Genomic DNA, 21,685 nt, shown 5'->3' on the forward strand with positions numbered 1-21,685 from the left:
CGCCGCTCCCGTGCTGGCCCCCTTCCAGACTCGTCCTATAGTGCGGGCTGTGGCGCCTTGCGGCGCCGAAGTACTGCACGAGGAATGTCCATGGTCAAAAAGGTGAAGAAGACTGCCGGCAGCGCCCCCGCTGCGGAGGCCGCGCCGGCGGGTCCCGGCCTGCTGGACAGTCAGTTCGGCCAGCTCGTCAAGGAGTCGGCCCAGCAGATCTGGTCCGCGGGACTGGCTGCCTTTGCCAAGGCGCAGAACAACAGCGGCAAGGCCTTTGACAGCCTGGCCGAAGAAGGTGCCCGCATCCAGAAGAAGACCCAGGCCAGCACGGAAGAGCGGCTGGGTGCGGTCGCATCCCGCATGTCCGACATGGCGGGCGAGGTGGGCACCCGGGCGGGTCAGCACTGGGACAAGCTCGAATCGATTTTTGAGGATCGGGTGGCGCGGGCGCTGAACCGTCTGGGTGTCCCCTCGGCGCAGGATGTGGCGGCCCTGCATGAGCGGCTGGATGCGTTGACGCAGGCATTGAAGGCGCAAGGCGGTTCGGTGTCGGCTGCGGATCGCGCGGCGGCACCGCCTGCGGCAGTTCGGAAGTCCGCTCGCAAGACCGCGGCCCGCACGACCCAGTCCACCGCAGCGACGGACATGACAAGGGCGAAGAAGACTGCAGCGCCGGCCACGGCGGCAGCGGCCCCTGCCAGCAAGTCCAGGAAGACCAAGCCTGCCGAGGTGAAGTCGTCTCCTGGCAGCGGGAAAGCATCGGCGAAAACCGCTGCCAAGCCTGCCACCCGCGCGGCGTCGAGCCCTGCCGCGGCCAGCAAAAAATCGGCGTTGCGCACCCAGCGCTGAGTCCACGCTGATCCGACACGGTTCCCCACGCACCGCTTGGTGCGATTCAGCCCGCACCGCCCGGTGCGTCACAGGCCCGGCCGCCCGCAACCCCTGACCCTTCGCCGCGTCCGGGGGGGGGGGGGGCGGCCAGCGCGCCGCCATTCGCACACGCCACCGGTGGCGATGCGTGCACTCCATCACGATCTCCACCCGCACCCCCAGCGCACAGGGGGATGCCGATGATCGTCCGCGCTCGAACAATCTCACACAAGTTCCGCGGGCCCGGCCCGCTCCCCTGAATCCTTCCGGACTCTCATGAAGCGCCTTCTTGCCGCCGCCCTCGTTGCCCTCCCGTTCGCAGGCTTCGCCGCCACCGACGCCAACCTGCTGACCAACGGCAGCTTCGAAGCCAACGTGCTGCGCAATGGATCCTGGGCCACCTTCGGCAGCATTGACGGCTGGACCGTCGGCAACAAGGGCGTGGAAGTGCGCAACAACGTCTCCGGCACCGCCCTGGACGGCCGCAACTTCGTCGAACTCGACACCACCGGCAACAGCAGCATCAGCCAGAGCTTTGCCACTGTCGCCGGCTATACCTACGAGCTGAGCTTCTCCTACGCCAACCGCAGCGACAACCGCGGTGCGGCCAGCGATGGCCTGTGGTGGAGCGTGGGCAGCCTGTCCGGCGCCGTGGGTCAGAACACCAACACCCACTGGACCACCTACACCACCAGCTTCGTTGGCACTGGCAGCCCGATGACCCTGAGCTTCACCGCCATCGGCCGCAGCGACTCCTTCGGCACCTCGCTGGACAACGTTCAACTCAGCGTGCTGTCCACCGTGCCGGAACCGCACGGCTATGCGCTGATGCTGGCGGGCCTGGGCACCGTCGGCCTGCTGTCGCGTCGTCGCCGCCGCAGCGCCTGATCCGGTTCATTTCCGTCAAAGGACGCGTTGGGACTTCGCTTCGGCGAGGCAGCGCGACATCAGAGGCTCCCACGAGGGCCCAGCAAAAAGGCATCCCTCGGGATGCCTTTTTGCTTGCGAGGGCAGTCAGCTTCAGCCCAGATACCGCGACTCCAGATGCCGGCGGAAGTGCGCCGTGTTCAGCGCCTCGCCGCTGGCGCGCTTCACCAGCTCGGGCGTCTCGTAGCGGCTGCCCTGCTGCCAGATGCGGTCCTTCAGCCAGTCGAACACCGGCGTCAGCTCGCCCTTGGCGATGTCGGCATCCAGGCTGGGGCGCTCGCGCCGCATCGTCGCAAACCACTGCGCGGCATACATCGCGCCGAGCGTATAGCAGGGGAAATAACCGAACAGGCCTGCGCCCCAATGCACGTCCTGCATCGGCCCGTCCTTGAAGTTGCCCCGCGTGTCCAAACCCAGCAGCTCCTGCATCTTGGCGTCCCACAGCGCGGGGATGTCCTCCACCTCGATCTCGCCTTCCATCAGCGGTCGCTCGATCTCATAACGCAGGATCACATGCGCCGGATAGGTCACCTCGTCGGCATCCACGCGGATGTAGCCCGGGGCCACGCGGGTCATCATCCGGTGCAGGTTCTGGGCGGCGAACGCCTCCTGATCACCCAGATGACGGCGCACCAGCGGCTCGATCAGTCCGGCAAAACCGGGATGCGAAGCGAGCTGCATCTCGAAGGACAGGCTCTGGCTTTCGTGCAGGCCCATCGACCGCGCCGCAGCGATCGGCAGCCCCATCCAGTCCCGCGGGAGGTTCTGCTCATAGCGCCCATGCCCGGTTTCGTGAATCGTGCCGGTGAGACTCTGCAGGAAGCTGTCTTCGCGATAGCGCGTGGTCATGCGCACGTCCTCCGGCACACCGCCGCAGAACGGGTGGGTACTTTCGTCCAGACGACCGGCGGCGAAGTCAAAGCCGAGCAGCTTCATCGCATCCAGGCCCAGCGCACGTTGCGCCTGGGTGGGGAACGGGCCTTGCGGCTGCACCACCGTTTCGCCTTGCTGACGCGCCATCACCTGGCGGATGAGGCCGGGCAGCCATTGGCGCAGATCGCCAAACACACGATCGACATCGGCCGAGCGCATGCCGGGCTCGTACTGGTCCAGCAGCGCGTCATAGCGGGAGAGGCCGCTGGACTCGCTCAGCAGCCGTGCTTCCTCCCGCACCAGCCGCACCACCGGTCGCAGGTTCTCGACATAGCCCGCCCAGTCATTGGCGGGACGCTGGCTGCGCCACGCATGCTCGCAGTGCGACACCGCCAGCGACCTGGATTCAACCAGGCTCTGCGGCAAGGCATTGGCGGCCCGCCACACCCGGGTCATCTCTCGCAGCGAGGCGCGCTGCACCTCATCCAGCGGCTCCTGTTCGGCACGGGCCAGCAGGTCCTTGAGCGCGGGATCGGTGCCCAGCTGATGCAGCAGCCCTTCCATCTCCGCCAGCGCTTCTGCGCGGGACTGCGCGCCGCCGGCCGGCATGAAGGCCGCCTGGTCCCACGAAGCCATGGCATGCAGATGCTGCAACCGGTGCTTGCGGCGGTGGCGCTGGCACAGGTCGTCATAGGCCGGCGTGCTGGCGGATGAGGTCATGCGGTGTCTCCTGAATGCCCGCTGCTGCGGATATAGGGTGATGTGCCAGCATTGTGGCGGTCTCGAGGACCTTCCTCCCACTCCCCCGAAAGAGTGGTGCGACCTCCGCCTCAGGGCAGGAAATACAGCCCGACCGTAGTCATGATCAGGTAGCGGGCGCACTTGCCGATGCCCATGTAGACCACGCACGGCCAGAAGGGCAGTCGCAGCCATCCGGCCAGTGCGCAGAGCGGGTCGCCGACAATGGGCAGCCAGCTCAGCAGACAGGTCCTGGCGCCGAAGCGCCGCAACCATCCCAGCACCCGCTGGTCCCGCGGCGAGTGATGCGTGGCCGCCTCATATGCGCGCTCTGCGCCCCAGCCCATCCACCAGCTGATGGCGCCGCCAATGGTGTTGCCAACCGTGGCAACGGCAATCGCGGGCCAGAACAATTCGGGCTTTTGATGCACCAGCAGCAGCACCACCGGCTCTGAGCCCAACGGCAGCAAGGTGGCCGAGACCAGCGCCACCACAAAGACCGCCCCCAACCCCACTTGCGGAAGCGCCAACGCCTCCAGCATCAGGTCAATCACGTGTTGCAGCCATGCTTCCATGCGTGGGATTATCCGGATTAGTCTGTTCTGTCTGAGGTCTTCATGTCGTTGCGCACCCTCGCGACATCCTGGGCGGTGTCGCTCTGTGCGTCCGTCGCCGCCGGGTTGGCGCTGATCATGTCTCCCGCCACGCCGTTCATCGTGGCACTTTTCACGATCACCGTCGCTTCGCAGGCCCAGCCACCTCAAACCGGTCCCAGTGCGGCCAGCAACGCTTCGGCAACGGCGATGCCCGGCGCTTCCACGACCTTGCCGCCCTTGCCCGCCGTCAGTGGTGGCGCCTGCACGCAGCTGATCGCCTCCGGCAATCCGCAATATCCGCCGTACCTCTGGCGCCCGAACGACGATGACACCCGGCTGGTCGGCGCCAATGCCGACCTGATGCAGTGGCTGGCCCGCGAGATCGGCCTGCCGATCGAAACCCGCTATGTGGGCCCCTGGGGACGGGTGCAGGAAGAAGCCCGCGCCGGCCGCATCGACCTGATCGCGGGCGCCTTCTTCACCCTGCCCCGCACCGAATACATGGACTACTTCTTCCCGGCCTTCCGGGAGACCCGCTCGGTGGTGCTGACGCGGGCGAACTCGTCGCTGAACTACCGGCGCTGGAGCGACCTCTCGCCGCATCAGGGCGTGACGGTGATCAACAACAGCTTTGGTGTGGAATTTGACCAGTTTGCGCGTCAATCGCTCAAGCTGACGCAGGTGGCCACCGTGGAGCAGGCCATCCAGATGCTGCAGCGCGGCCGTGTGGATTACTTCATCTATGAAGACACGCCCGCCGAAGCCTATGCAGCACGCGCCGGCGGTGCAGCGCTGCGCCCGCTGATGCCGGCAGTGGCCCACGAAGGGCTGTACCTGACGCTGGCCCACCGCTCCCGCTGCAACACCCCCGAGCTGCGGGGCCGGCTGACCCGCGCCCTCTACAAGCTGAGCCAGGAACGCACGATGAACCGCTTCCTGGAGCAGGGGATCCAGCTGTGGAAGCAGCAGGCACCCTGAGCGCCCCTGGATAGCTCGATTCGGCGACAGGGCTGAAACGAAGGGGTCCGGCAGCCCTTTCGTCAACTGACATCCCAGAAAAGTCGTCCCCCATCCGGCCGGGTGGGTCGCCTGACAGCGCTATACTTCTGCCTCTTTTTTGTGCAGTTCCCCCATGCCCACGCCGCTGCCCGGTCCCATGACACTGGGCCCCTATCGCCTGCCCAACCGGCTGTTCGTTGCTCCCATGGCGGGCGTGACGGACCGGCCGTTCCGTGTGCTGTGCAAGAAGCTTGGCGCGGGGTATGCGGTGAGCGAGATGGTCACTTCCCGCAAGGACCTGTGGAACAGCCTCAAGACCTCGCGCCGGGCCAATCATGAAGGCGAGTCCGCACCGATCTCGGTGCAGATCGCCGGCACCGATGCGCAGATGATGGCGGAGGCGGCCGCCTACAACATCGACCGCGGCGCACAGATCATCGACATCAACATGGGCTGCCCCGCCAAGAAGGTCTGCAACAAGTGGGCCGGTTCCGCGTTGATGCAGGATGAGCCGCTGGCGCTGGAGATCATCGAAGCGGTGGTGGCGGCCTGCGCGCCACGCGGCGTGCCGGTCACGCTGAAGATGCGCACCGGCTGGTGCCAGGCCGAGAAGAATGCGGTGCGGCTGGCCCGTGCGGCGCAGGAGGCCGGTGTGTCGATGGTGACGGTGCATGGCCGCACCCGTGAGCAAGGCTACAGCGGTCAGGCTGAATACGACACCATCGCCGCGGTCAAGGCTGCGCTGAACATTCCGGTCGTGGCCAACGGCGACATCAGCACCCCGCAAAAGGCCCTCGAAGTGCTCGCCGCCACCGGCGCGGACGCGCTGATGATCGGCCGCGCCGCCCAGGGCCGCCCCTGGATCTTTGCCGAGATCGCGCACTTCCTGGAAACGGGTGAGCTGCTTCCGGCTCCGCGCATCGCGGATGCCAAGCGCTGGCTGATCGAGCACCTGCACGACCACTACACCCTTTATGGCGAGCTGACCGGCATGCGCAGCGCTCGCAAGCACATCGGCTGGGCCGTGCGCGCCCTGCCCGGTGGCGAAGATTTCCGCCGCCACATGAACACCCTGGACAGTTGCGACGACCAGGTCCGCACCCTCAGCGACTGGCTCGACGCACTGGCCCAGGACCATGACCGCCTGCCCTATCTGGCGCCGGCGGCCAATGACGACCCGGACGAAGAACTCAGCAGCGGCGTCTCTCCCCACAACAACGACAACAGCGCACACGAAGAAAGAAGGCTCACCGCATGACGCCCAAACCGATCGACGCCTGCGTCCGCGAGAACCTGGAAGCCTACTTCCGGGACCTCGGCGGCGAGGCGCCCCATTCCATGCACGAAATGCTGATCCGCCTGGTGGAGAAGCCGCTGCTGGAAGTGGTGATGCAACACAGCGAAGGCAACCAGAGCAAGGCCGCCGAATGGCTGGGCATCAATCGCAACACGCTGCGACGCAAGCTGGTGGAACACAAGCTGATCTGACCGATTGATCTGACCGATTTCTCTCAAGGACTTCCATGGCACAACTCACCGCACTGATCTCGGTGTCCGACAAGACCGGCATCGTCGACTTCGCCAAGGCGCTGCATGCGCTGGACGTGAAGCTGCTCTCCACCGGCGGCACCGCCAAACTGCTGGCCGATGCCGGCCTGCCGGTCACCGAAGTGGCGGACCACACCGGCTTCCCGGAAATGCTGGACGGCCGCGTCAAGACGCTGCATCCGAAGATCCATGGCGGCCTGCTGGCCCGTCGTGAGGTGCCCGAGCATGTGAAGGCGCTGCAGGACCACGGCATCGCCACCATCGACATCCTCGCGGTCAACCTCTATCCGTTTGAAGCCACCGTGGCCAAGCCCGGCTGCACGCTGGAAGACGCGATCGAGAACATCGACATCGGCGGTCCGGCGATGGTGCGCAGCGCCGCCAAGAACTGGAAGGACGTGACGGTGCTCACCGATGCGCAGCAATATGCGCAGGTGCTGGAAGAACTCAAGGCCCACGGCAAGACCAGCGACCGCACCCGCTTTGCCTGCTCGGTGGCGGCGTTCAACCGCATCGCCCAATACGACGCGGCCATCAGCAACTACCTGAGCGCCCGCCAGGACGACGGCGCGCTGTCCGAGTACCCGGCGCAGCTCAACAGCAGCTTCATCAAGGTGCAGGACCTGCGCTACGGTGAGAACTCGCACCAGACCGCGGCCCTCTACCGCGACCTGTTCCCCGCGCCGGGCTCGCTGGTCACCGGCAAGCAGCTGCAGGGCAAGGAACTGAGCTACAACAACATCGCCGATGCCGATGCGGCCTGGGAATGCGTGAAGAGCTTCGACACGCCGGCCTGCGTCATCATCAAGCATGCGAATCCCTGCGGCGTGGCGGTGGCAGCCACCGCGGTCGAGGCCTACAGCAAGGCCTTCAAGACTGACCCGACCAGCGCCTTCGGCGGCATCATCGCCTTCAACCGCGAAGTGGATGGCGCAGCTGCGCAGCTGGTGGCCAAGCAGTTTGTGGAAGTGCTGATGGCGCCGTCCTTCAGCGAGGAAGCGCGCCAGATCTTCGCCAGCAAGGCCAATGTGCGCCTGCTGGAGATCGCGCTGCCGCCGGGCGGTGCACGTCCGTGGGACCAGGGCCGCAATGCGCAGGACGTCAAGCGCGTCGGCTCGGGCCTGCTGGTGCAGACGGCCGACAACCACTTCCTCTCCAAGGCCGACCTGAAGGTCGTCACCACGCTGCAGCCGAGCGCCCAGCAGCTGGAGGACCTGATGTTCGCCTGGACCGTGGCCCAGTACGTCAAGAGCAATGCCATCGTCTTCTGCGGCGACGGCATGACCCTGGGCGTCGGCGCCGGCCAGATGAGCCGCATCGACTCGGCCCGCATCGCCTCGATCAAGGCGGAGAACGCCGGCCTGACGCTCAAGGGCGCGGCCGTCGCCAGCGATGCCTTCTTCCCGTTCCGCGATGGCCTGGATGTGCTGGCTGATGCAGGGGCGAGCTGTGTCATTCAACCGGGCGGCTCGATGCGCGACGACGAAGTGATCGCCGCCGCCAATGAGCGTGGCATTGCGATGGTGTTCACCGGCGTGCGTCACTTCCGCCATTGAGCAGCACCCGCTTGATCACGTCATGACGTGACCCTGCTCTGATCCTCAGGCCCGCCGCGAGCGGGCCTTTTTCATGTTGGCGCGGACCATTCATACGTCAGCCCTTGTCATTGCCGCTCCAGGACCGGATTGATAACTTTTGGGCCCGCACCACTGGGGTGCTTTCTACCCGCATTGAATCCATGAAAAAGATTGCATTCATCGCTGCAGCCCTGCTGTCCACCGGTCTGGCGCAGGCGCAGAACAGCCCGTTCTATGTCGACGCCGGTTATTCCTTCATGCAGCTGCACACCAGCGACCCCGACACCAAAAAGGGCCTGGGCGCGCTGCGCGGCATGGCTGGTTGGGAGGTGCATCCCAACCTCGCGCTGGAGCTGATGCTGGCCGCCGGCGTGAGCGATGCGAAGTACAGCGACGGCAGCAAGATCAAGCTGAGCCATTCGCTGGGTGTCTTCGCCAAGCCCAAGTTCGCCGTCACCGATCAGATCGAAGTCTTCGGCCGCGCCGGCTGGACCCGCACCAGGCTCAAGGTCAGCGACGGCAGCAACAGCGTGACCGATCACGGCCAGGACCTCGCCTGGGGCCTGGGCGCCAGCTACAAGATCATGCCGGGCTGGTCCGCCTCGCTGGACTACACCCGCTACTACGACAAGAACGGCGGCAACATCAGCGGCATCGGCGTGAACGTCGGTTATCGCTTCTGACGCCGGAAGGCGGGTGAGTCGGCCCGGTCCGCCCGGGTGACGGCCCCACCTGGCCCCGGCTCACTGGCTCACTGGCTCACTGGCTCACTGGCTGATTGCACAGCAGCCCGCCCTCCGGCGGGCTTTTTCATGTCCAGCCCTCCGCTGCGCGCAGGCCGCTGTCTGTCGTCCTGCAGCGCCTCAAGGCCTACTGAAGGGGGATACATCTGTCACCTCCTCGCACACATCGTGTCGGGCTCACAACTGCATGTGAACAAATTGGCGTTGCACCATCAAGTTGCGTTGACCCATTCATGTCAGGGTTGATACCGTTCGCATCCGCACCACACGGGTGCTGCTTAGGAAGTAAATCAACATGAAGAAGATTGTTCTCGCCGCCGCTCTGCTGGCTGCTGGTGTGGCTCAAGCCCAAACCGGCAACTCCGCTTTCTACGCCGAAGGTGGCTACCAGTTCACCAAGATCGACTACTTCGGCCCCACCGCCGACGTCGGCGCCATTCGTGGCGTGCTGGGCTGGGACCTGCACCCGAACGTGGCTGCTGAACTGATGGTGAACCTCGGTGCTGGCGACGACTCCATCGGCAACCTGGGCGCCAAGGTCAAGCTGAAGAGCGCCACCGGCGTGTTCATCAAGCCCAAGTACGCGCTGAACAGCCAATTCGAAGTGTTCGGCCGTCTGGGCTGGGCCAGCACGAAGCTGAAGTTCAGCAACGCCAACGCCAGCGCTGAAGACAAGGGCAACGACTTCGCCTGGGGCCTGGGCGCCAGCTACAAGTTCAGCAAGCAGTGGTACGGTTCGGTGGACTACACCAACTTCTACGACAAGGACGGCGGCAAGGTGGACGGCGTGGCCCTGAGCGTCGGCTACCGCTTCTGATCGAGCGATTCGAGCGACCGGCCTGATGCCGGTCCCTCGACGCCTGAAAGCCCGCCTCTCGGCGGGCTTTTTCTTTGGGGCGGCCACAGGTTGCCCCGCTTGGCGGCAACAGCACCCGGCCTTACCCTTGCGTCCTCACCCACATCAAGACGTCAGAGGGACACCATGGACCAGAGCCTGCAGGAGCGCCTGCGCCTCGTGCTGGAGCAGCAGCGCGCCGCCTTCGACGCGAACCGCATGCCCAGACTCGCCGAGCGGCGCGACCGGCTGGAGCGCCTGGGCCGTCTGACCACCACCCATCGCGCCGAACTGCAGGCCGCCATGGCGCAGGACTTCGGCCATCGCGCGCACCAGGAAAGCCTGCTGGCCGACATCTTCACGGTGGAGTCCGGCGTACGCCACGCGCTCAAGCATCTGAAGTCCTGGATGGCGACCAAACGCGCGCCCACGGCGCTGCACTTCCTGCCCGGCCGCAACCGGCTCATGCCGCAGCCGCTGGGTGTGGTGGGCATAGTCTCACCCTGGAACTATCCGTATTACCTGGCGATGGCGCCGGCCCTCGCCGCACTGGCGGCAGGCAACCGCGTGATGATCAAACCGTCCGAACTGACGCCCGCCACCTCGGCGCTGATGGCTCGTCTGGTGGCCGAGCACTTTGCACCGGAAGAGATGACGGTGCTCACCGGCGACGCCGACGTCGGCCGCGCCTTCACCGAACTGCCCTTCGACCATCTGTTCTTCACCGGCTCCACGCCGGTGGGCCGGGTGGTGGCGCAGGCGGCAGCGCGCAACCTCACGCCGGTCACGCTGGAGCTGGGCGGCAAGTCCCCGGTGGTGATCGACCGCAGCGCCGATCTGGCGCAGGCTGCCGAACGCATTGCCTTCGGCAAGCTGCTCAATGCAGGGCAGACCTGTGTGGCGCCGGACTATGCACTGGTGCCCCGCGAGTCGGTGGCCGCCTTCACCGAGGCGGTGCTGGCCGCCATCCGGCGCCTCTATCCGCAGATCGACGGCAACCCCGACTACACCGCCATCGTCAGCCCGCGCCACCATGCCCGCCTGCTGGCCCTGGTGGAAGAAGCGCGGGAACAGGGCGCCACCGTGCGGCGCAGCCATGACGAGTCCCCGCAGGACCGCCGCCTGGTGCCCACCGTGCTGCTGGACACCCGCGCCACCATGACGGTGATGCGGGAAGAGATCTTCGGGCCTTTGCTGCCCATCGTGCCCTACGACCAGCCGGCGGATGCGGTGCGCCACATCAATGCTGGCGACCGTCCGCTGGCGCTGTACTGGTTCGGCCGCGACGATGCGGCCCGCGATCAGGTGCTCGCGCAGACCCACGCCGGCGGCGTGACCATCAACGACTGCCTGTGGCATCTGGGTCAGGAAGAGCAGCCCTTCGGCGGCGTGGGCGCCTCCGGCATGGGGGCCTATCACGGCGTGTGGGGCTTCAATACCTTCAGCAAGCTCAAGCCGGTGTTCTATCAGTCCGCCCTGGCGGGCACGCGGCTGTTCTATCCGCCGTACGGGCCGCGCTTTGACCGGCTGATGGCGCTGATGCGCAAGATCGCCTGAGCCACCAGACTCAGTAGGCGCGTCCCTTGCGGAACTGCGCATGCTGACGACGCTCCAGCGTCGTGCTGCGGCTCATCGCCTCGAAGCTCACCCGCGCATGCGCATGCATGATGGCCAGCCCCAGCGCATCGGCCGCATCCTTGCCGGGTTCCCCCGGCAGGGACAGCAGCCGCTGCACCATCATCTGGATCTGTTCCTTCTTGGCGTGGCCGTGGCCGACCACCGCCTTCTTCATCTGCAGCGCGGTGTATTCGGACACATGCAGATCGCAGGAGACCAGCGCCGTCAGCGCCGCCCCGCGCGCCTGACCCAGCAGCAGCGTCGATTGCGGGTTGACGTTGACGAAGACGATTTCCACCGCGGCGCATTGCGGCTGATACCGGGACACGACTTCCCGCACGCCCTCATACAGGATTTTGATCCGGCCAGGCAGATCGCCGGTCGCAACGCTGCTGGTCTTGATGGTGCCGCTGGCCACATACGACAGCCGTGACCCCTCCGCGTCGATGACGCCAAAGCCGGTGGTCTGCAGACCAGGGTCGATGCCGAGAATGCGCATGGCGGTGAGTCCGGGATCAGGGCTGCTTGCTGAAGTACCAGCGCACGGCATGGAAGAACACCGGCGCTGCAAAACACATGACGGCGATGCGGTCCAGCAGGCCCACCGCACCGGTGATGGCGCTGCGGTTGCCCCAGGCGTTGATGCCGGCATCCCGTTTGAGGGCCTGCATCACGAAGGCGCCAAAGCTGCCGCAACCGGCTGCCACCAAGGCGGCAATCGCGGCCTGACCGGCCTTGAACGGCGTGATCCAGTACAGCAGCGCGCCCACCAGCGCGGCGGTGAACACGCCAATCCACCAGGCCCGCATCGAGAACGACCGGCTGATGTGCCGCGCCACCGGACGCGCCCGCATCTTGCCGGTGGCCACCTGCTGGGCGATCTGCCCGCAGGCCACGACGGCCACCAGGAAGAACAGCAGGAAGGCGCCCCGGCCCTCATAGCGCGGAATGTCCAGCAGCAGCAGCGCCGGCGCATGCGAGAGCCCGTACACGCACACCATGATGCCCCACTGGATCTTGGCATTGCGCTCCAGGAAACGCGCCGGATCGTCCGCCAGGGCGCTCGCCACCGGGATGGCCAGGAAGCCATACACGGGGATCAGCACCGAGAACAGGTCAAAGTGGCGGGTGCCCACCAGCACATATTGCAGCGGCAGGATCACGAAGAACGCCAGGATCAGGCCGCGATGGTCCGCCCGGCGCGTGTGAAGCAGGGTGATGAATTCGCGGAAGGCCAGGAAGGAGAACACGCCGAACAGCAGCGTCGCGCCCACCGGTCCGGACACCCAGGCGGCCCAGAACAGGCAGGCGCCCACCCAGACCATGTTGAGTTCATGCCGGAACCGGGCGCGGCGTTGCTGCCAGTCGTCCTGTTCCTGCTCGGAGCGTTCGCGCAGGGACCACAGCAGCGAGCCGATGCTCACCAGGATCAGCATGCCAAACAGCACCACAAACAGCGCCGCCACCTGCTCGCTGGTGGTGAGGGTCTTGAGCCACCTCATTCCTTCCACCCTCCCGGCCGCTGGGCCATGACGGCCGCCCGGGCCCGTTCCAGGAAGGCGCGCTTGTCCTCGCCCGGTTCCAGCCGCAGCGGCGCGCCGAAGGTGACGGTGCACAGGATGGGCACCGGCACGACCTCGCCCTTGGGCATGACGCGCTGCACGTTGTCGATCCAGGTGGGGATCAGCTCCACATCCCGGAACTGCTCCGCGAGGTGATAGAGACCCGCCTTGAACGGCTGCGGCGCACCCTTGTTGGAGCGGGTGCCTTCCGGAAAGATCACCAGCGAGTCGCCGGACTGCAGCGCCTCCACCAGCGGCTCCAGCGGATCTTCATCCGGCGTGGCGCGGGTGCGGCTCACATAGACGGCATTGAACACGGCCGTGGTCAGCCAGGTCCGCAGCTTGCTGCCGGTCCAGTAGTCACGGGCGGCGATGGGGCGGGTACGGGCACGCAATTCGGATGGAAGCGATGCCCAGATCAGTACCCAGTCGAAATGGCTCTGATGGTTGGCAAAGTAGATCCGCTGGTCCGCAGTCGGCGGGCAACCCTTCCAATGACCCTGCGCACCCGTGATGAGGCGCGCCAGCCAGGCCAGGAAGAGGCCGGTGGTGTCGGCTAAGAACATGGACCGCATTATCTCCGGACGGCGGTGCATCCGAGGCTTGCGGCCGCCGCGCCCCGGCGCGATGATCGGCCGCCTGGAGAGAGTCCCTCTGCAGCCCATTCCAAACAGGAGACAGACAGCATGAACATTTCGCGATCCATGTTGACCTCGACCACAGGCCGCGCCGGCCGTGTCACCGTCCGCAGCCTGGCGCTGGCGGTTGTTCTGGCCGCATCGGCCGGTGCGGCCTCGGCCCAGCAGGCCCCCGCCATGGTCAAGGACGGCGCCCTGGTGGGCCACAACGGGATGACGCTCTACACCTTCGACAAGGACGCCGACGGCAAGAGCGCCTGCAACGGCCCCTGTGCCAAGAACTGGCCGCCGTTGATGGCCAAGGCGGACGACATCACCTCCGGTGACTGGTCCATCATCACTCGCGACGACGGCAGCCGGCAGTGGGCCTACAAGGGCAAGCCGGTGTACTTCTGGGTGAAGGACACCAAACCCGGCGAGCGCACCGGCGATGGCGTGAACAATGTGTGGCATACCGCCAAGCCTTGAACGCATGGCCTGACCGCATGACCTGACCCGCCGGCCCGCACGATGGCGTGCGGGCCGGCGTTTTTTTCCCGCTTCGCATTTCGCATGACCCTTCAACAGTTGATCGGCGGCCACATGCGCCGCCACTGGCGGCCCTACGCCGCCAGCGCCCTGATGCTCAGCACCATTGCCGTGCTGACGGTCTGGATTCCCCGCCAGGTGGGCCATGTAGTGGACGACCTGATCGCCCAGCGCCTGACCGGCTGGAATCTGGCCACCCAGCTGGGGCTGCTGCTGCTGGCGGGGCTCAGCATTTATCTGCTGCGGGTGGGCTGGCGGCTGGCGCTGTACGCGACGGCGTACGAACTGGGCCGCGGACTCCGACAGCGGCTGTACGACCAGATGACCCGGCAGGGGCCGGCCTTCTTCCATGCGCAGCGCACCGGCGACCTGATGGCGCTGGCCACGAACGACATCGACGCGATCGAGATGGCCGCCGGGGAAGCGCTGCTGGCCGCCTTTGACGGCAGCCTGACGTTCATCCTGGTCGTCAGCATGATGACCCTGAGCGTGGATGCACGCCTGGGCCTGGCGGCGCTGGCGCCCTTCCCGTTCATGGCGTATGCCTTCTGGCGCATCTCCGAGCGGGTGCACAAGGCCTGGTCGGATTCGCTGACCCGTTTCTCGTCGCTGAACCAGCAGGTGCAGGACAGCCTCGCCGGCGTGCGCACCGTGCGGGCGCTGGGCCTGGTGAACCGCAGTCGCAGCCAGTTTGCCGAACTGGCGCGGGATGCGGGGGAAGCGTCCTATCAGGCGCAGCGATGGGAAGCGATGTTCGAGCCGGCGGTGGGGCTGTCACTGTCGGCCGCCACCGTGATCGCCCTCGGGACCGGCGCCTGGCTGGTGGCACGCAACGACATCACCATCGGCCAGTTGACCGCTTTCACCATGTATCTGGCGCAGCTGATCTGGCCGATGTTTGCCGCGGGCTGGGTGCTGTCCCTGCTGGAACGGGGCCGGGCCGGCTGGCGTCGGCTGGAACCCGTCCTCAACGCGCCGGACGGCCTGCAGGATCTGGGCCGGGAGGACATGCCCTCGCCCGCGCCGGTGACCTGGGACCGGATCGGCTTTCACTATCCCGGCATGACGCAGCCGGCGCTCAGCGACATCGACCTGCGCTGGTTGCCCGGACAGACGCTGGGCATCGTCGGGCCGACCGGTTCGGGCAAGTCGACGCTGCTCAGGCTGCTGCTGCGGCAATACGAACCGACGTCCGGCCATCTGCGGGTGGGCGCCCTGGAGGCGCCGCAGGTGCGCCTCGCCGCCTTGCGTGCCGCCATCGCCTGGGTGCCGCAGGAGCCCTTCCTGTTTTCCGCGTCGATCGCCGACAACATCGCCCTGGCCCGCCCGGAGGCCAGCCGTGAAGAGATCATGGCCGTAGCCGAGCTGGCCGCCGTGCATGACGACGTGGCCGCGCTGCCGCAGGGCTACGACACGCTGGTGGGCGAGCGCGGCGTGACCTTGTCCGGCGGCCAGCGGCAGCGGGTGGCGATTGCGCGCGCCCTGCTGGCCGGCGCTCCGCTGCTGCTGCTGGACGACGCCCTGTCCGCCGTGGACAGCGGCACCGAAACCGAGATCCTCGCCCACTGGCGCGAGCTGCGCCAGCAGCATCCGGAGCGGAGCCTGGCGGTGGTGAGCCACCGGCTCTCGGCGGTGATGGATGCCGACGAGATCGTGGTACTCAAGCAGGGCCGCATCATCGAGCGCGGCACCCATGCCTCGCTGCTCGCCCTGGACGGCTGGTACGCCAGCCAATGGCGCTATCAACAACTGGAGGCCAGCCTTGACGCAGCCTGAGGCCCGGGACGGCGCGTCCGACGGGCAGACGCAAGAACATTCCCCCCGCGAGGCGCTGGCCCTGCTGGCGCAGGCCGCCGCGCCCGAACGCCGGGGCCTGATCAAGGGTCTGGGCTGGCTGACGGTGGCCGCGGCGCTGGAGGCCATCGGACCTATCCTGGGCAAGCACTTCATCGACAACCATGTGCTGCCGCGGCAGTTCGACCTCGGCGCCATGGCCGGCCTGCTGGCCGCGATGCTGCTGGCCGGCTGGGTGGCGAGCCTGACGCGTTATGCGCAGTTGCGCCGCATGGCGGCGGTGGCGCGACGCTCGGTGCTGCGGCTGCGCGAGCAGGTCTATGCGCATGTGATGGCGCAGCCGATGGCCTTCTTCGACCGCAGCATCACCGGGCAACTGCTCAGCCGCATCACCAACGACACCGATGCGGTGAACAACCTCTACCGTCAGGTGCTGTTCGTGATGCTGGATTCCAGCATCGTTGTGCTGGGCGCCCTGGTGGCCATGGCCTGGCTGGACTGGCGGCTGATGCTGATCGTGCTGGCGCTGGTGCCGGCCAGCTCCGGCATCATCTGGCTGTATCAGCGCGCCAGCAGCGGGCCGGTGCAACGGGCCCGTGCGCTGCGGGCCGACCTCAATGCGCAGATGGCCGAGAGCATGGCCGGCATGGCGATGCTGCAGTCCGCCGGCGCGACGGCCCGCTTTGCGCAGCGCTATGAAGCGGTGAACCAGGCGCAGCTGCGGGCGCGAGTGCAGGAGCTGCGGGCCAACGCCTGGCTGCTGCGGCCGGCGCTGGACCTGCTGAATGTGCTGCTGATCGTCACCGTGATCTTCGGTTTTGGTCAGCGGGAACTGTCCGGCGTGGAGGTGGGGCTGCTGTATGCGTTCCTGGCCTACATCGCGCGGGTGGTGGAACCGCTGATCCAGATCACCATGCAGTTCAGCCAGTTGCAGCAGGCGCTGGTCGCGGCTTCACGAGTGCGGGCGCTGCTGCGGGAACCGGTGCCGATGCAGGACCAGCGGGCCGAGCTGACGGTGCCGCACGGGGCCATTCATTTTGACCACCTGAGCTTTGGCTACAAGACCGACCATCTGGTGCTGCAGGATCTGGATCTGAAGATCGAGGCCGGCAGTTTCGTCGGCATTGCCGGTCATACCGGCTCGGGCAAGTCCACCCTGCTGGCGCTGCTGCTGCGCTTCTACACCCCGCGCACCGGACGCATTCTGGTGGACGGACAGCCGCTGGATCAGTTGCCGGACGAGGCCTTCCATCAGGCGGTGGGACTGGTGCCCCAGGAGCCGTATCTGGTGGCGGGCACGGTGCGGGACAACATCCGCATGGGCCGGGCCATCAGCGATGAGCGGCTGGAAGCAGCCGCCAAGGCCGCACGGGCGCATGAGTTCCTGGCCGCGCTGCCGCAGGGCTGGGACAGCCGCCTCGGGGATGGCGGACTGGCGGTGTCGACCGGCCAGAAGCAGCTGATCGCCCTGGCACGTGCATTGGCCGGTGATCCGCGGATCCTGCTGCTGGACGAGGCGACCGCCAACATCGACAGCGCCACCGAGGCGCAGGTCAGCGAGGCGCTTCGCGCGCTGCGTGGACAGGTGACGGTGGTGGCGATTGCGCACCGGCTGTCCACCATCCGCGATGCCGATCAGATTGTTGTGCTGAACCACGGCCGTCTGGCCGAGCGCGGCACCCATGACGCGCTGATGGGCATCGACGGCGGGATCTATCAGCGGCTGGTGCAGTTGCAGGCGCTGGAGGACTGAGCGGGCGCCGGGCTTCCGGTCCTGAATCCGGCGAGTCTCGTGGCGATCAGCGGGCGTTCGCCAGCACCCCATCAGAGGGAGATTGGTAGCCGGCATGCTCGACGAAACCACCTTCGGGACGTGCGCCCGTCAGGGCGTCGTCGGGTGTGAGGGGCTCCGGGTGTGGACGGCAGTGCCAGCGTGGGTGGGAAGTACCGGCGTGACGGAGACAGTGACCAACCCACCGGCCGCCGCCATGGTCAGCGTTCGCGGCTGCGCCTGCGCGGTCATGGCTTCGAGTTGGTGAAGTCGCGCGATGCGCTCGCTTTTGGCCCGGAACTCGGAGGGTTTCAGAACAGCCGTCAGCGCCGAGGCGGCTGCAGCGCCGACCAGCACCAAGCCCACCACATCCAGAAGCCGTTCACTCGACACGTAGCGCATGTCAAATCCCCCCCGCCGTGGAACGGCGTCTCCCGAGGTGACCCGAAGCCGCACCGGTCTTGCATGGCGCGGAATGACCGGGCACAGCGTTCAGCCAGCCCATGCGAGCACTGTAGGCGGGTGCGCGGTGGGAGGAAAGTCCGGGTCAGCCTGAATTGGCTGTGCAGCAATTGCCTACAAAGCGCGCAATCGGGGGGAGCCGGAACGGTCAGAGCAGCTTCGCAAGCGTCTCCAGCACCAGCACCGCGAAGGCGCCAATGCCGGCAATGACGGTCCACTTGACCAGCACGATGCCGCGCCAGCGCCACACCGGATTACGGGTGCCGACATAGACCGCAAAGCACACCAGCCCGGCAGCCAGCAGCAGGCCGATCACCAAACGGATGATGGTCATCGGACACCCGCCTGTTCAGCGGCCATCACGGCCAGGGTCCGTCTGCTCACCATGCCGGGGCGAGTTCCGCAAAGCCGACCGGCGCTTCCCGCTCATCCTCAAAAGTGACGATGTCGTAAGCCTCGGAGTCCTTCAGCAGCTCCCGCAGCAGCAGGTTGTTCAGGGCATGGCCGCCCTTGAAGGAGGTGTAGGCGGCCAGCAGCGGATGACCCACCACCTGCATGTCGCCAATCGCGTCCAGGATCTTGTGCTTCACGAATTCGTCGTCGTAGCGCAGGCCTTCCGAGTTCAGCACTCGGTAGTCGTCCACCACGATCGCGTTGTCCATGCTGCCGCCCAGGGTCAGGCCACGCGAACGCATCAGCTCGATGTCCTTGGTCATGCCGAAAGTGCGCGCCCGGGCGATCTCGCGCTTGTAGCCGCCGCTGCCCATGTCGAAGACATATTGCTGGCCGGTCGCGGCCACCGCGGGGTTGTCGAATTCGATCTCGAAGCTGAGCGTGTAGCCGTGGTGCGGCACCAGCCGCGCCCACATCAGGTTCTTGCCTTCGCCGCGACGCACTTCCACCGGTTTCTTGACCCGCAGGAACTGCTTGGGCGCGTCCTGCAGCTCGATGCCGGCCGACTGCAGCAGGAACACATAACTCGCCGCCGAGCCGTCCAGCACCGGGACTTCATCGGCGTTGATGTCGATCATCAGGTTGTCCAGACCCAGGCCCGCGCAGGCGGAGAGCAGATGCTCGATGGTCTGCACCTTGGGCTGGCCGGGATCGCCCTCCGGGCTGATGGTGGTGGCCATCCGCGTGTCGCAGACGTTGGTCGTGCGCACCGGAATGTCCACCGGCTGGGCCAGGTCCACCCGGCGGAAAACGATGCCGGTGCCGGGGGCCGCTGGCCGCAGGGTGATTTCCACCTTCTGGCCACTGTGGATGCCCACGCCGACGGCTCGGGTCAGCGACTTGAGGGTTCGTTGCTTCAGCATGCCGTCATTGTCCCAAAAGCGCGTCAACCCTGCTGAACCGAAGGTTCGGGTTCCGTGCGTTCTACTGGAAGCCGCAGGGTGACAACGGTGCCGTGGCCCGGACTGCTGTCCACCCGCAGGCTGCCGCCGAGCTGGCGGGCCCGGCGCTGCAGGCCGCGCAGGCCGCGTCCGGCGACGATGTGATTGACGTCAAAGCCTTCGCCGTCATCCTCCACCCGGATCTCCACCTTGCGGCCCAGATCCCGGGTGACCACCCGCACGCGAGTGGCGCGCGCATGTTTGAGGGCGTTGGTCAGGGCTTCCTGCATCAGGCGCAGCACATGCAGCGCATCGGGCGGCTCCAGCCATTCCAGCACCGGCAGGTCGTGCACGTCCCACTCCAGACGCAGGCCGCCCAGCTGCAGGCGTTTGCCCAGGCGGTAACGCATGGTGGCGAGCAGCGACACCAGATCGTGGCCGACCGGTTCCAGCGAATCGATGACCAGGCGCAGGTCATCCACGCATTCGCGCAGCACGGTGACCACCTGGTCCTGCGGCATGGTGCCCTGCTCGACGGCGACCATGGCCGAGAGCAGCGAGGAGCCCAGGCCGTCGTGCATGTCCTGCATGATGCGCTGGCGCTCGAGCAGCAGGGCCTGCTGGCGCTCGACTTCCCGCAGCTTGTCATGCTGAGCCTTGAGCTGCTGGCTTTGCTCGAGCAGACGTTTTTCCAGTTCCTCATTGGCTTCTTCCACGCCGCGCAAGGCCTGGATGTAGCGGTACTGCACCGCATAGAGGAAGCTGGCCAGAATCACCAGGGTGGCGAACGGCATCAGGTAGATGTGCTCGGGCCACCACCAGCCGGCGAGCAGGCCGAGGTCGTGGATGGCCAGACCGATGCCGATGACCAGCGCGACCGCGATGAGCTTGAGTTCGCGGCTGCCCTGACGCCAGGCGATGTGGGTGACGAAGGCGGTGCCTGCCAGACCGACCACCGCATTGCAGATGTGCATGAGCACCAGCATGTCCAGGCCGCGGCCCCACAGCGGCAGGGAGACGATGCTGGCCACCAGCACGAAGGCGGTGATGGTGCGCTCGAAGCGGTCGAAGCGACGGCGGGCAAAGCGCAGCGCAAAGAGGAAGGTCAGCAGCATCACCCAGGACATCGACGCGTGGGTGATCCACCAGAACCATTCGAGGGCGTCGCGGGTGCGGGGCAGGTCGAGGTGGTAGTGGAGATTGCGGACCAGCCAGGCGACGCTGGCCAGGGCGAAAAGCAGGTAGGCCGGGTCTTCGCGACGCTTGATCCAGAGGACCAGGGCGAAGAGGCCGAGGGTGACCAGGGTCAGGCTGGTGGCCTGGGGCACGCCGATCTGCAGGACCCAGCGGCGGTCGTGGCGGGGTTCGAGGTCTTCACGGGCGCCGAGCCAGACGCTGGAGACAGCGTAGTACAGGCCCTGCATCACCGGGACGGCAATGACGACTTCGATTTCGCGTTCGTCGCGGAGTTCGGTGAGCGCGGCGGGCAGGACGACCCAGAGGGGGCGGACCCATTGTTCGCGGGCGCCGGACTGGTTGTCGAACACGGGGCGCCAGCCGTTGTCCGTCTTGACGAGGACGGCGGCGGCCTGGGCCACCAGGCGCGGCATGTAGAGCGCCACGCTCGTGGGCCAGCGGCCCTGCGGGGGGGCGTATCGAATGCGGTACCAGCGCATCTGGTAGCGAGCCTTGCCGGGGAGCTCCTGGGTGGCTTCGCGTTGGCGGACGTCCGGGAGGGTGACGGGGGTCCAGGACGCTTCAGCGTCAGGCGGGAGCAGCGATGCGGGGAGCTGGCCGTTGCCGCCGTCCATGGAGCGGAGGGCGCCTCGCCAGGCTTGCAGTTGGTCGAGGGACCAGTCGCTGGTGGCCACCAACGCCTCGGTGGCGCGTTGGGCGCCAGGGCCGTCGACAACGCCCGGGACGCTGGCAGCGCGGTCGGGCTGGGCGCCGGCGCTGGCAGCAGGGGTGGTCTCGGAGGCGAGCACGCCCAGCATGCCAGGTGGGGTGCGGGCGCCGACGTCCAGGCCGGGGGCGGCATGGGCGAGGGATGTTGCGAGCAGCGCGAAGAGCAGGAGCAAAACGCCATGCAGCAGCCAGCCAGGTAGCCACAAGCCAAGCAGCAATCTGCCATGCAGCAATCCGCCATGCAGCCGCAGGGCCGGCAAGGTGCCGAGGCCAGCGGCACGACGCCCGTCGACGTCGGCGTGTGTCCGCTCGGGAGAATCACCAGCAGTGAGGCGGATCACCTTCATCGGGACAATTGGACTGGGGTGGTCATGGGA

At 66.8% G+C, this 21,685-nt stretch carries 21 protein-coding genes; 12 read left to right on the plus strand and 9 right to left on the minus strand.

Annotation, left to right across the window (positions count from 1 at the left end):
- Positions 1-90 precede the first annotated feature (90 nt).
- Together FHS28_RS23925 and FHS28_RS22500 are read left to right on the plus strand one after the other, a co-directional pair.
- Positions 91-840: a phasin family protein gene (locus FHS28_RS23925; protein ID WP_088454162.1), complete on the plus strand. Its 750-nt coding sequence runs from the start codon at positions 91-93 to the stop codon at positions 838-840.
- A gap of 297 nt (positions 841-1,137) precedes the next feature.
- Positions 1,138-1,749 carry a DUF642 domain-containing protein gene (locus FHS28_RS22500; protein WP_088454077.1) on the plus strand — a complete coding sequence of 204 codons (612 nt, stop codon included), beginning with the start codon at positions 1,138-1,140 and terminating at the stop codon, positions 1,747-1,749.
- Between the two features lie 132 nt (positions 1,750-1,881).
- On the opposite strand, the gene FHS28_RS22505 is transcribed toward FHS28_RS22500, so the two are convergent.
- Both FHS28_RS22505 and FHS28_RS22510 read right to left on the minus strand, forming a co-directional pair.
- Positions 1,882-3,381, minus strand: a complete 1,500-nt coding sequence (locus FHS28_RS22505; protein ID WP_088454078.1) for a carboxypeptidase M32 — start codon at positions 3,379-3,381, stop codon at positions 1,882-1,884.
- Positions 3,382-3,491: 110 nt separating this feature from the next.
- Positions 3,492-3,974, minus strand: a complete 483-nt coding sequence (locus tag FHS28_RS22510; protein WP_088454079.1) for a YqaA family protein — start codon at positions 3,972-3,974, stop codon at positions 3,492-3,494.
- A 42-nt stretch (positions 3,975-4,016) separates the two neighbouring features.
- Between FHS28_RS22510 and FHS28_RS22515 the strand changes: the two genes are divergently transcribed.
- From FHS28_RS22515 to FHS28_RS22545, 7 genes are all read left to right on the plus strand, one after another.
- Positions 4,017-4,973 carry a substrate-binding periplasmic protein gene (locus tag FHS28_RS22515; protein WP_088454080.1) on the plus strand — a complete coding sequence of 319 codons (957 nt, stop codon included), beginning with the start codon at positions 4,017-4,019 and terminating at the stop codon, positions 4,971-4,973.
- A gap of 178 nt (positions 4,974-5,151) precedes the next feature.
- Entirely contained in the window at positions 5,152-6,252 is a 1,101-nt protein-coding gene (gene dusB, locus FHS28_RS22520; RefSeq protein ID WP_184295491.1) for a tRNA dihydrouridine synthase DusB, read from the plus strand.
- Positions 6,249-6,482: a helix-turn-helix domain-containing protein gene (locus FHS28_RS22525; protein WP_088454082.1), complete on the plus strand. Its 234-nt coding sequence runs from the start codon at positions 6,249-6,251 to the stop codon at positions 6,480-6,482. The genes dusB and FHS28_RS22525 overlap by 4 nt, the downstream gene beginning before the upstream one ends.
- A 35-nt stretch (positions 6,483-6,517) precedes the next feature.
- Positions 6,518-8,098, plus strand: a complete 1,581-nt coding sequence (gene purH, locus FHS28_RS22530) for a bifunctional phosphoribosylaminoimidazolecarboxamide formyltransferase/IMP cyclohydrolase (RefSeq protein ID WP_088454083.1) — start codon at positions 6,518-6,520, stop codon at positions 8,096-8,098.
- 182 nt (positions 8,099-8,280) lie between these two features.
- Positions 8,281-8,802 carry a porin family protein gene (locus tag FHS28_RS22535; RefSeq protein WP_088454084.1) on the plus strand — a complete coding sequence of 174 codons (522 nt, stop codon included), beginning with the start codon at positions 8,281-8,283 and terminating at the stop codon, positions 8,800-8,802.
- Between the two features lie 355 nt (positions 8,803-9,157).
- Entirely contained in the window at positions 9,158-9,679 is a 522-nt protein-coding gene (locus FHS28_RS22540; RefSeq protein WP_088454085.1) for a porin family protein, read from the plus strand.
- Positions 9,680-9,778: 99 nt separating this feature from the next.
- Positions 9,779-11,254 carry a coniferyl aldehyde dehydrogenase gene (locus FHS28_RS22545; RefSeq protein WP_259373090.1) on the plus strand — a complete coding sequence of 492 codons (1,476 nt, stop codon included), beginning with the start codon at positions 9,779-9,781 and terminating at the stop codon, positions 11,252-11,254.
- Between the two features lie 10 nt (positions 11,255-11,264).
- Here the strand turns inward: FHS28_RS22545 and ruvC are convergent, their stop codons facing one another.
- From ruvC to FHS28_RS22560, 3 genes are read right to left on the minus strand one after another with little or no spacing between them, the layout of a single operon-like run.
- A complete protein-coding gene (ruvC, locus tag FHS28_RS22550; protein ID WP_088454087.1) occupies positions 11,265-11,813 on the minus strand; it encodes a crossover junction endodeoxyribonuclease RuvC in 549 nt (182 codons plus the stop codon).
- 16 nt (positions 11,814-11,829) lie between these two features.
- Positions 11,830-12,816, minus strand: coding sequence for a phosphatidate cytidylyltransferase (locus FHS28_RS22555; protein ID WP_088454088.1), 987 nt, complete (start codon positions 12,814-12,816; stop codon positions 11,830-11,832).
- Positions 12,813-13,442 carry a lysophospholipid acyltransferase family protein gene (locus tag FHS28_RS22560; protein ID WP_088454163.1) on the minus strand — a complete coding sequence of 210 codons (630 nt, stop codon included), beginning with the start codon at positions 13,440-13,442 and terminating at the stop codon, positions 12,813-12,815. Before FHS28_RS22560 ends, FHS28_RS22555 begins: the two co-directional genes overlap by 4 nt.
- A gap of 138 nt (positions 13,443-13,580) precedes the next feature.
- Between FHS28_RS22560 and FHS28_RS22565 the strand changes: the two genes are divergently transcribed.
- The 3 genes from FHS28_RS22565 (at position 13,581) to FHS28_RS22575 (ending at position 17,589) form a co-directional block, all read left to right on the plus strand.
- Positions 13,581-13,982 (plus strand): COG4315 family predicted lipoprotein, encoded by a 402-nt coding sequence (locus FHS28_RS22565; RefSeq protein WP_088454089.1) that lies wholly within the window; start codon positions 13,581-13,583, stop codon positions 13,980-13,982.
- Between the two features lie 84 nt (positions 13,983-14,066).
- Positions 14,067-15,818, plus strand: a complete 1,752-nt coding sequence (locus FHS28_RS22570; RefSeq protein WP_088454090.1) for an ABC transporter ATP-binding protein — start codon at positions 14,067-14,069, stop codon at positions 15,816-15,818.
- Entirely contained in the window at positions 15,805-17,589 is a 1,785-nt protein-coding gene (locus FHS28_RS22575) for an ABC transporter ATP-binding protein (protein WP_246410476.1), read from the plus strand. The genes FHS28_RS22570 and FHS28_RS22575 overlap by 14 nt, the downstream gene beginning before the upstream one ends.
- A gap of 129 nt (positions 17,590-17,718) precedes the next feature.
- Here the strand turns inward: FHS28_RS22575 and FHS28_RS22580 are convergent, their stop codons facing one another.
- From FHS28_RS22580 to FHS28_RS22595, 4 genes are all read right to left on the minus strand, one after another.
- Positions 17,719-18,009 carry a hypothetical protein gene (locus FHS28_RS22580; protein WP_088454092.1) on the minus strand — a complete coding sequence of 97 codons (291 nt, stop codon included), beginning with the start codon at positions 18,007-18,009 and terminating at the stop codon, positions 17,719-17,721.
- Between the two features lie 208 nt (positions 18,010-18,217).
- Positions 18,218-18,403: a hypothetical protein gene (locus FHS28_RS22585; protein ID WP_088454093.1), complete on the minus strand. Its 186-nt coding sequence runs from the start codon at positions 18,401-18,403 to the stop codon at positions 18,218-18,220.
- A gap of 46 nt (positions 18,404-18,449) precedes the next feature.
- Positions 18,450-19,385, minus strand: coding sequence for a UDP-3-O-acyl-N-acetylglucosamine deacetylase (gene lpxC / locus FHS28_RS22590; protein WP_088454164.1), 936 nt, complete (start codon positions 19,383-19,385; stop codon positions 18,450-18,452).
- 23 nt (positions 19,386-19,408) lie between these two features.
- Positions 19,409-21,655, minus strand: coding sequence for a sensor histidine kinase (locus FHS28_RS22595; RefSeq protein ID WP_088454094.1), 2,247 nt, complete (start codon positions 21,653-21,655; stop codon positions 19,409-19,411).
- Between the last annotated feature and the right edge of the window lie 30 nt (positions 21,656-21,685).

It is taken from the genome of Roseateles terrae, assembly GCF_014192155.1.
GTDB lineage: Bacteria > Pseudomonadota > Gammaproteobacteria > Burkholderiales > Burkholderiaceae_C > Roseateles > Roseateles terrae.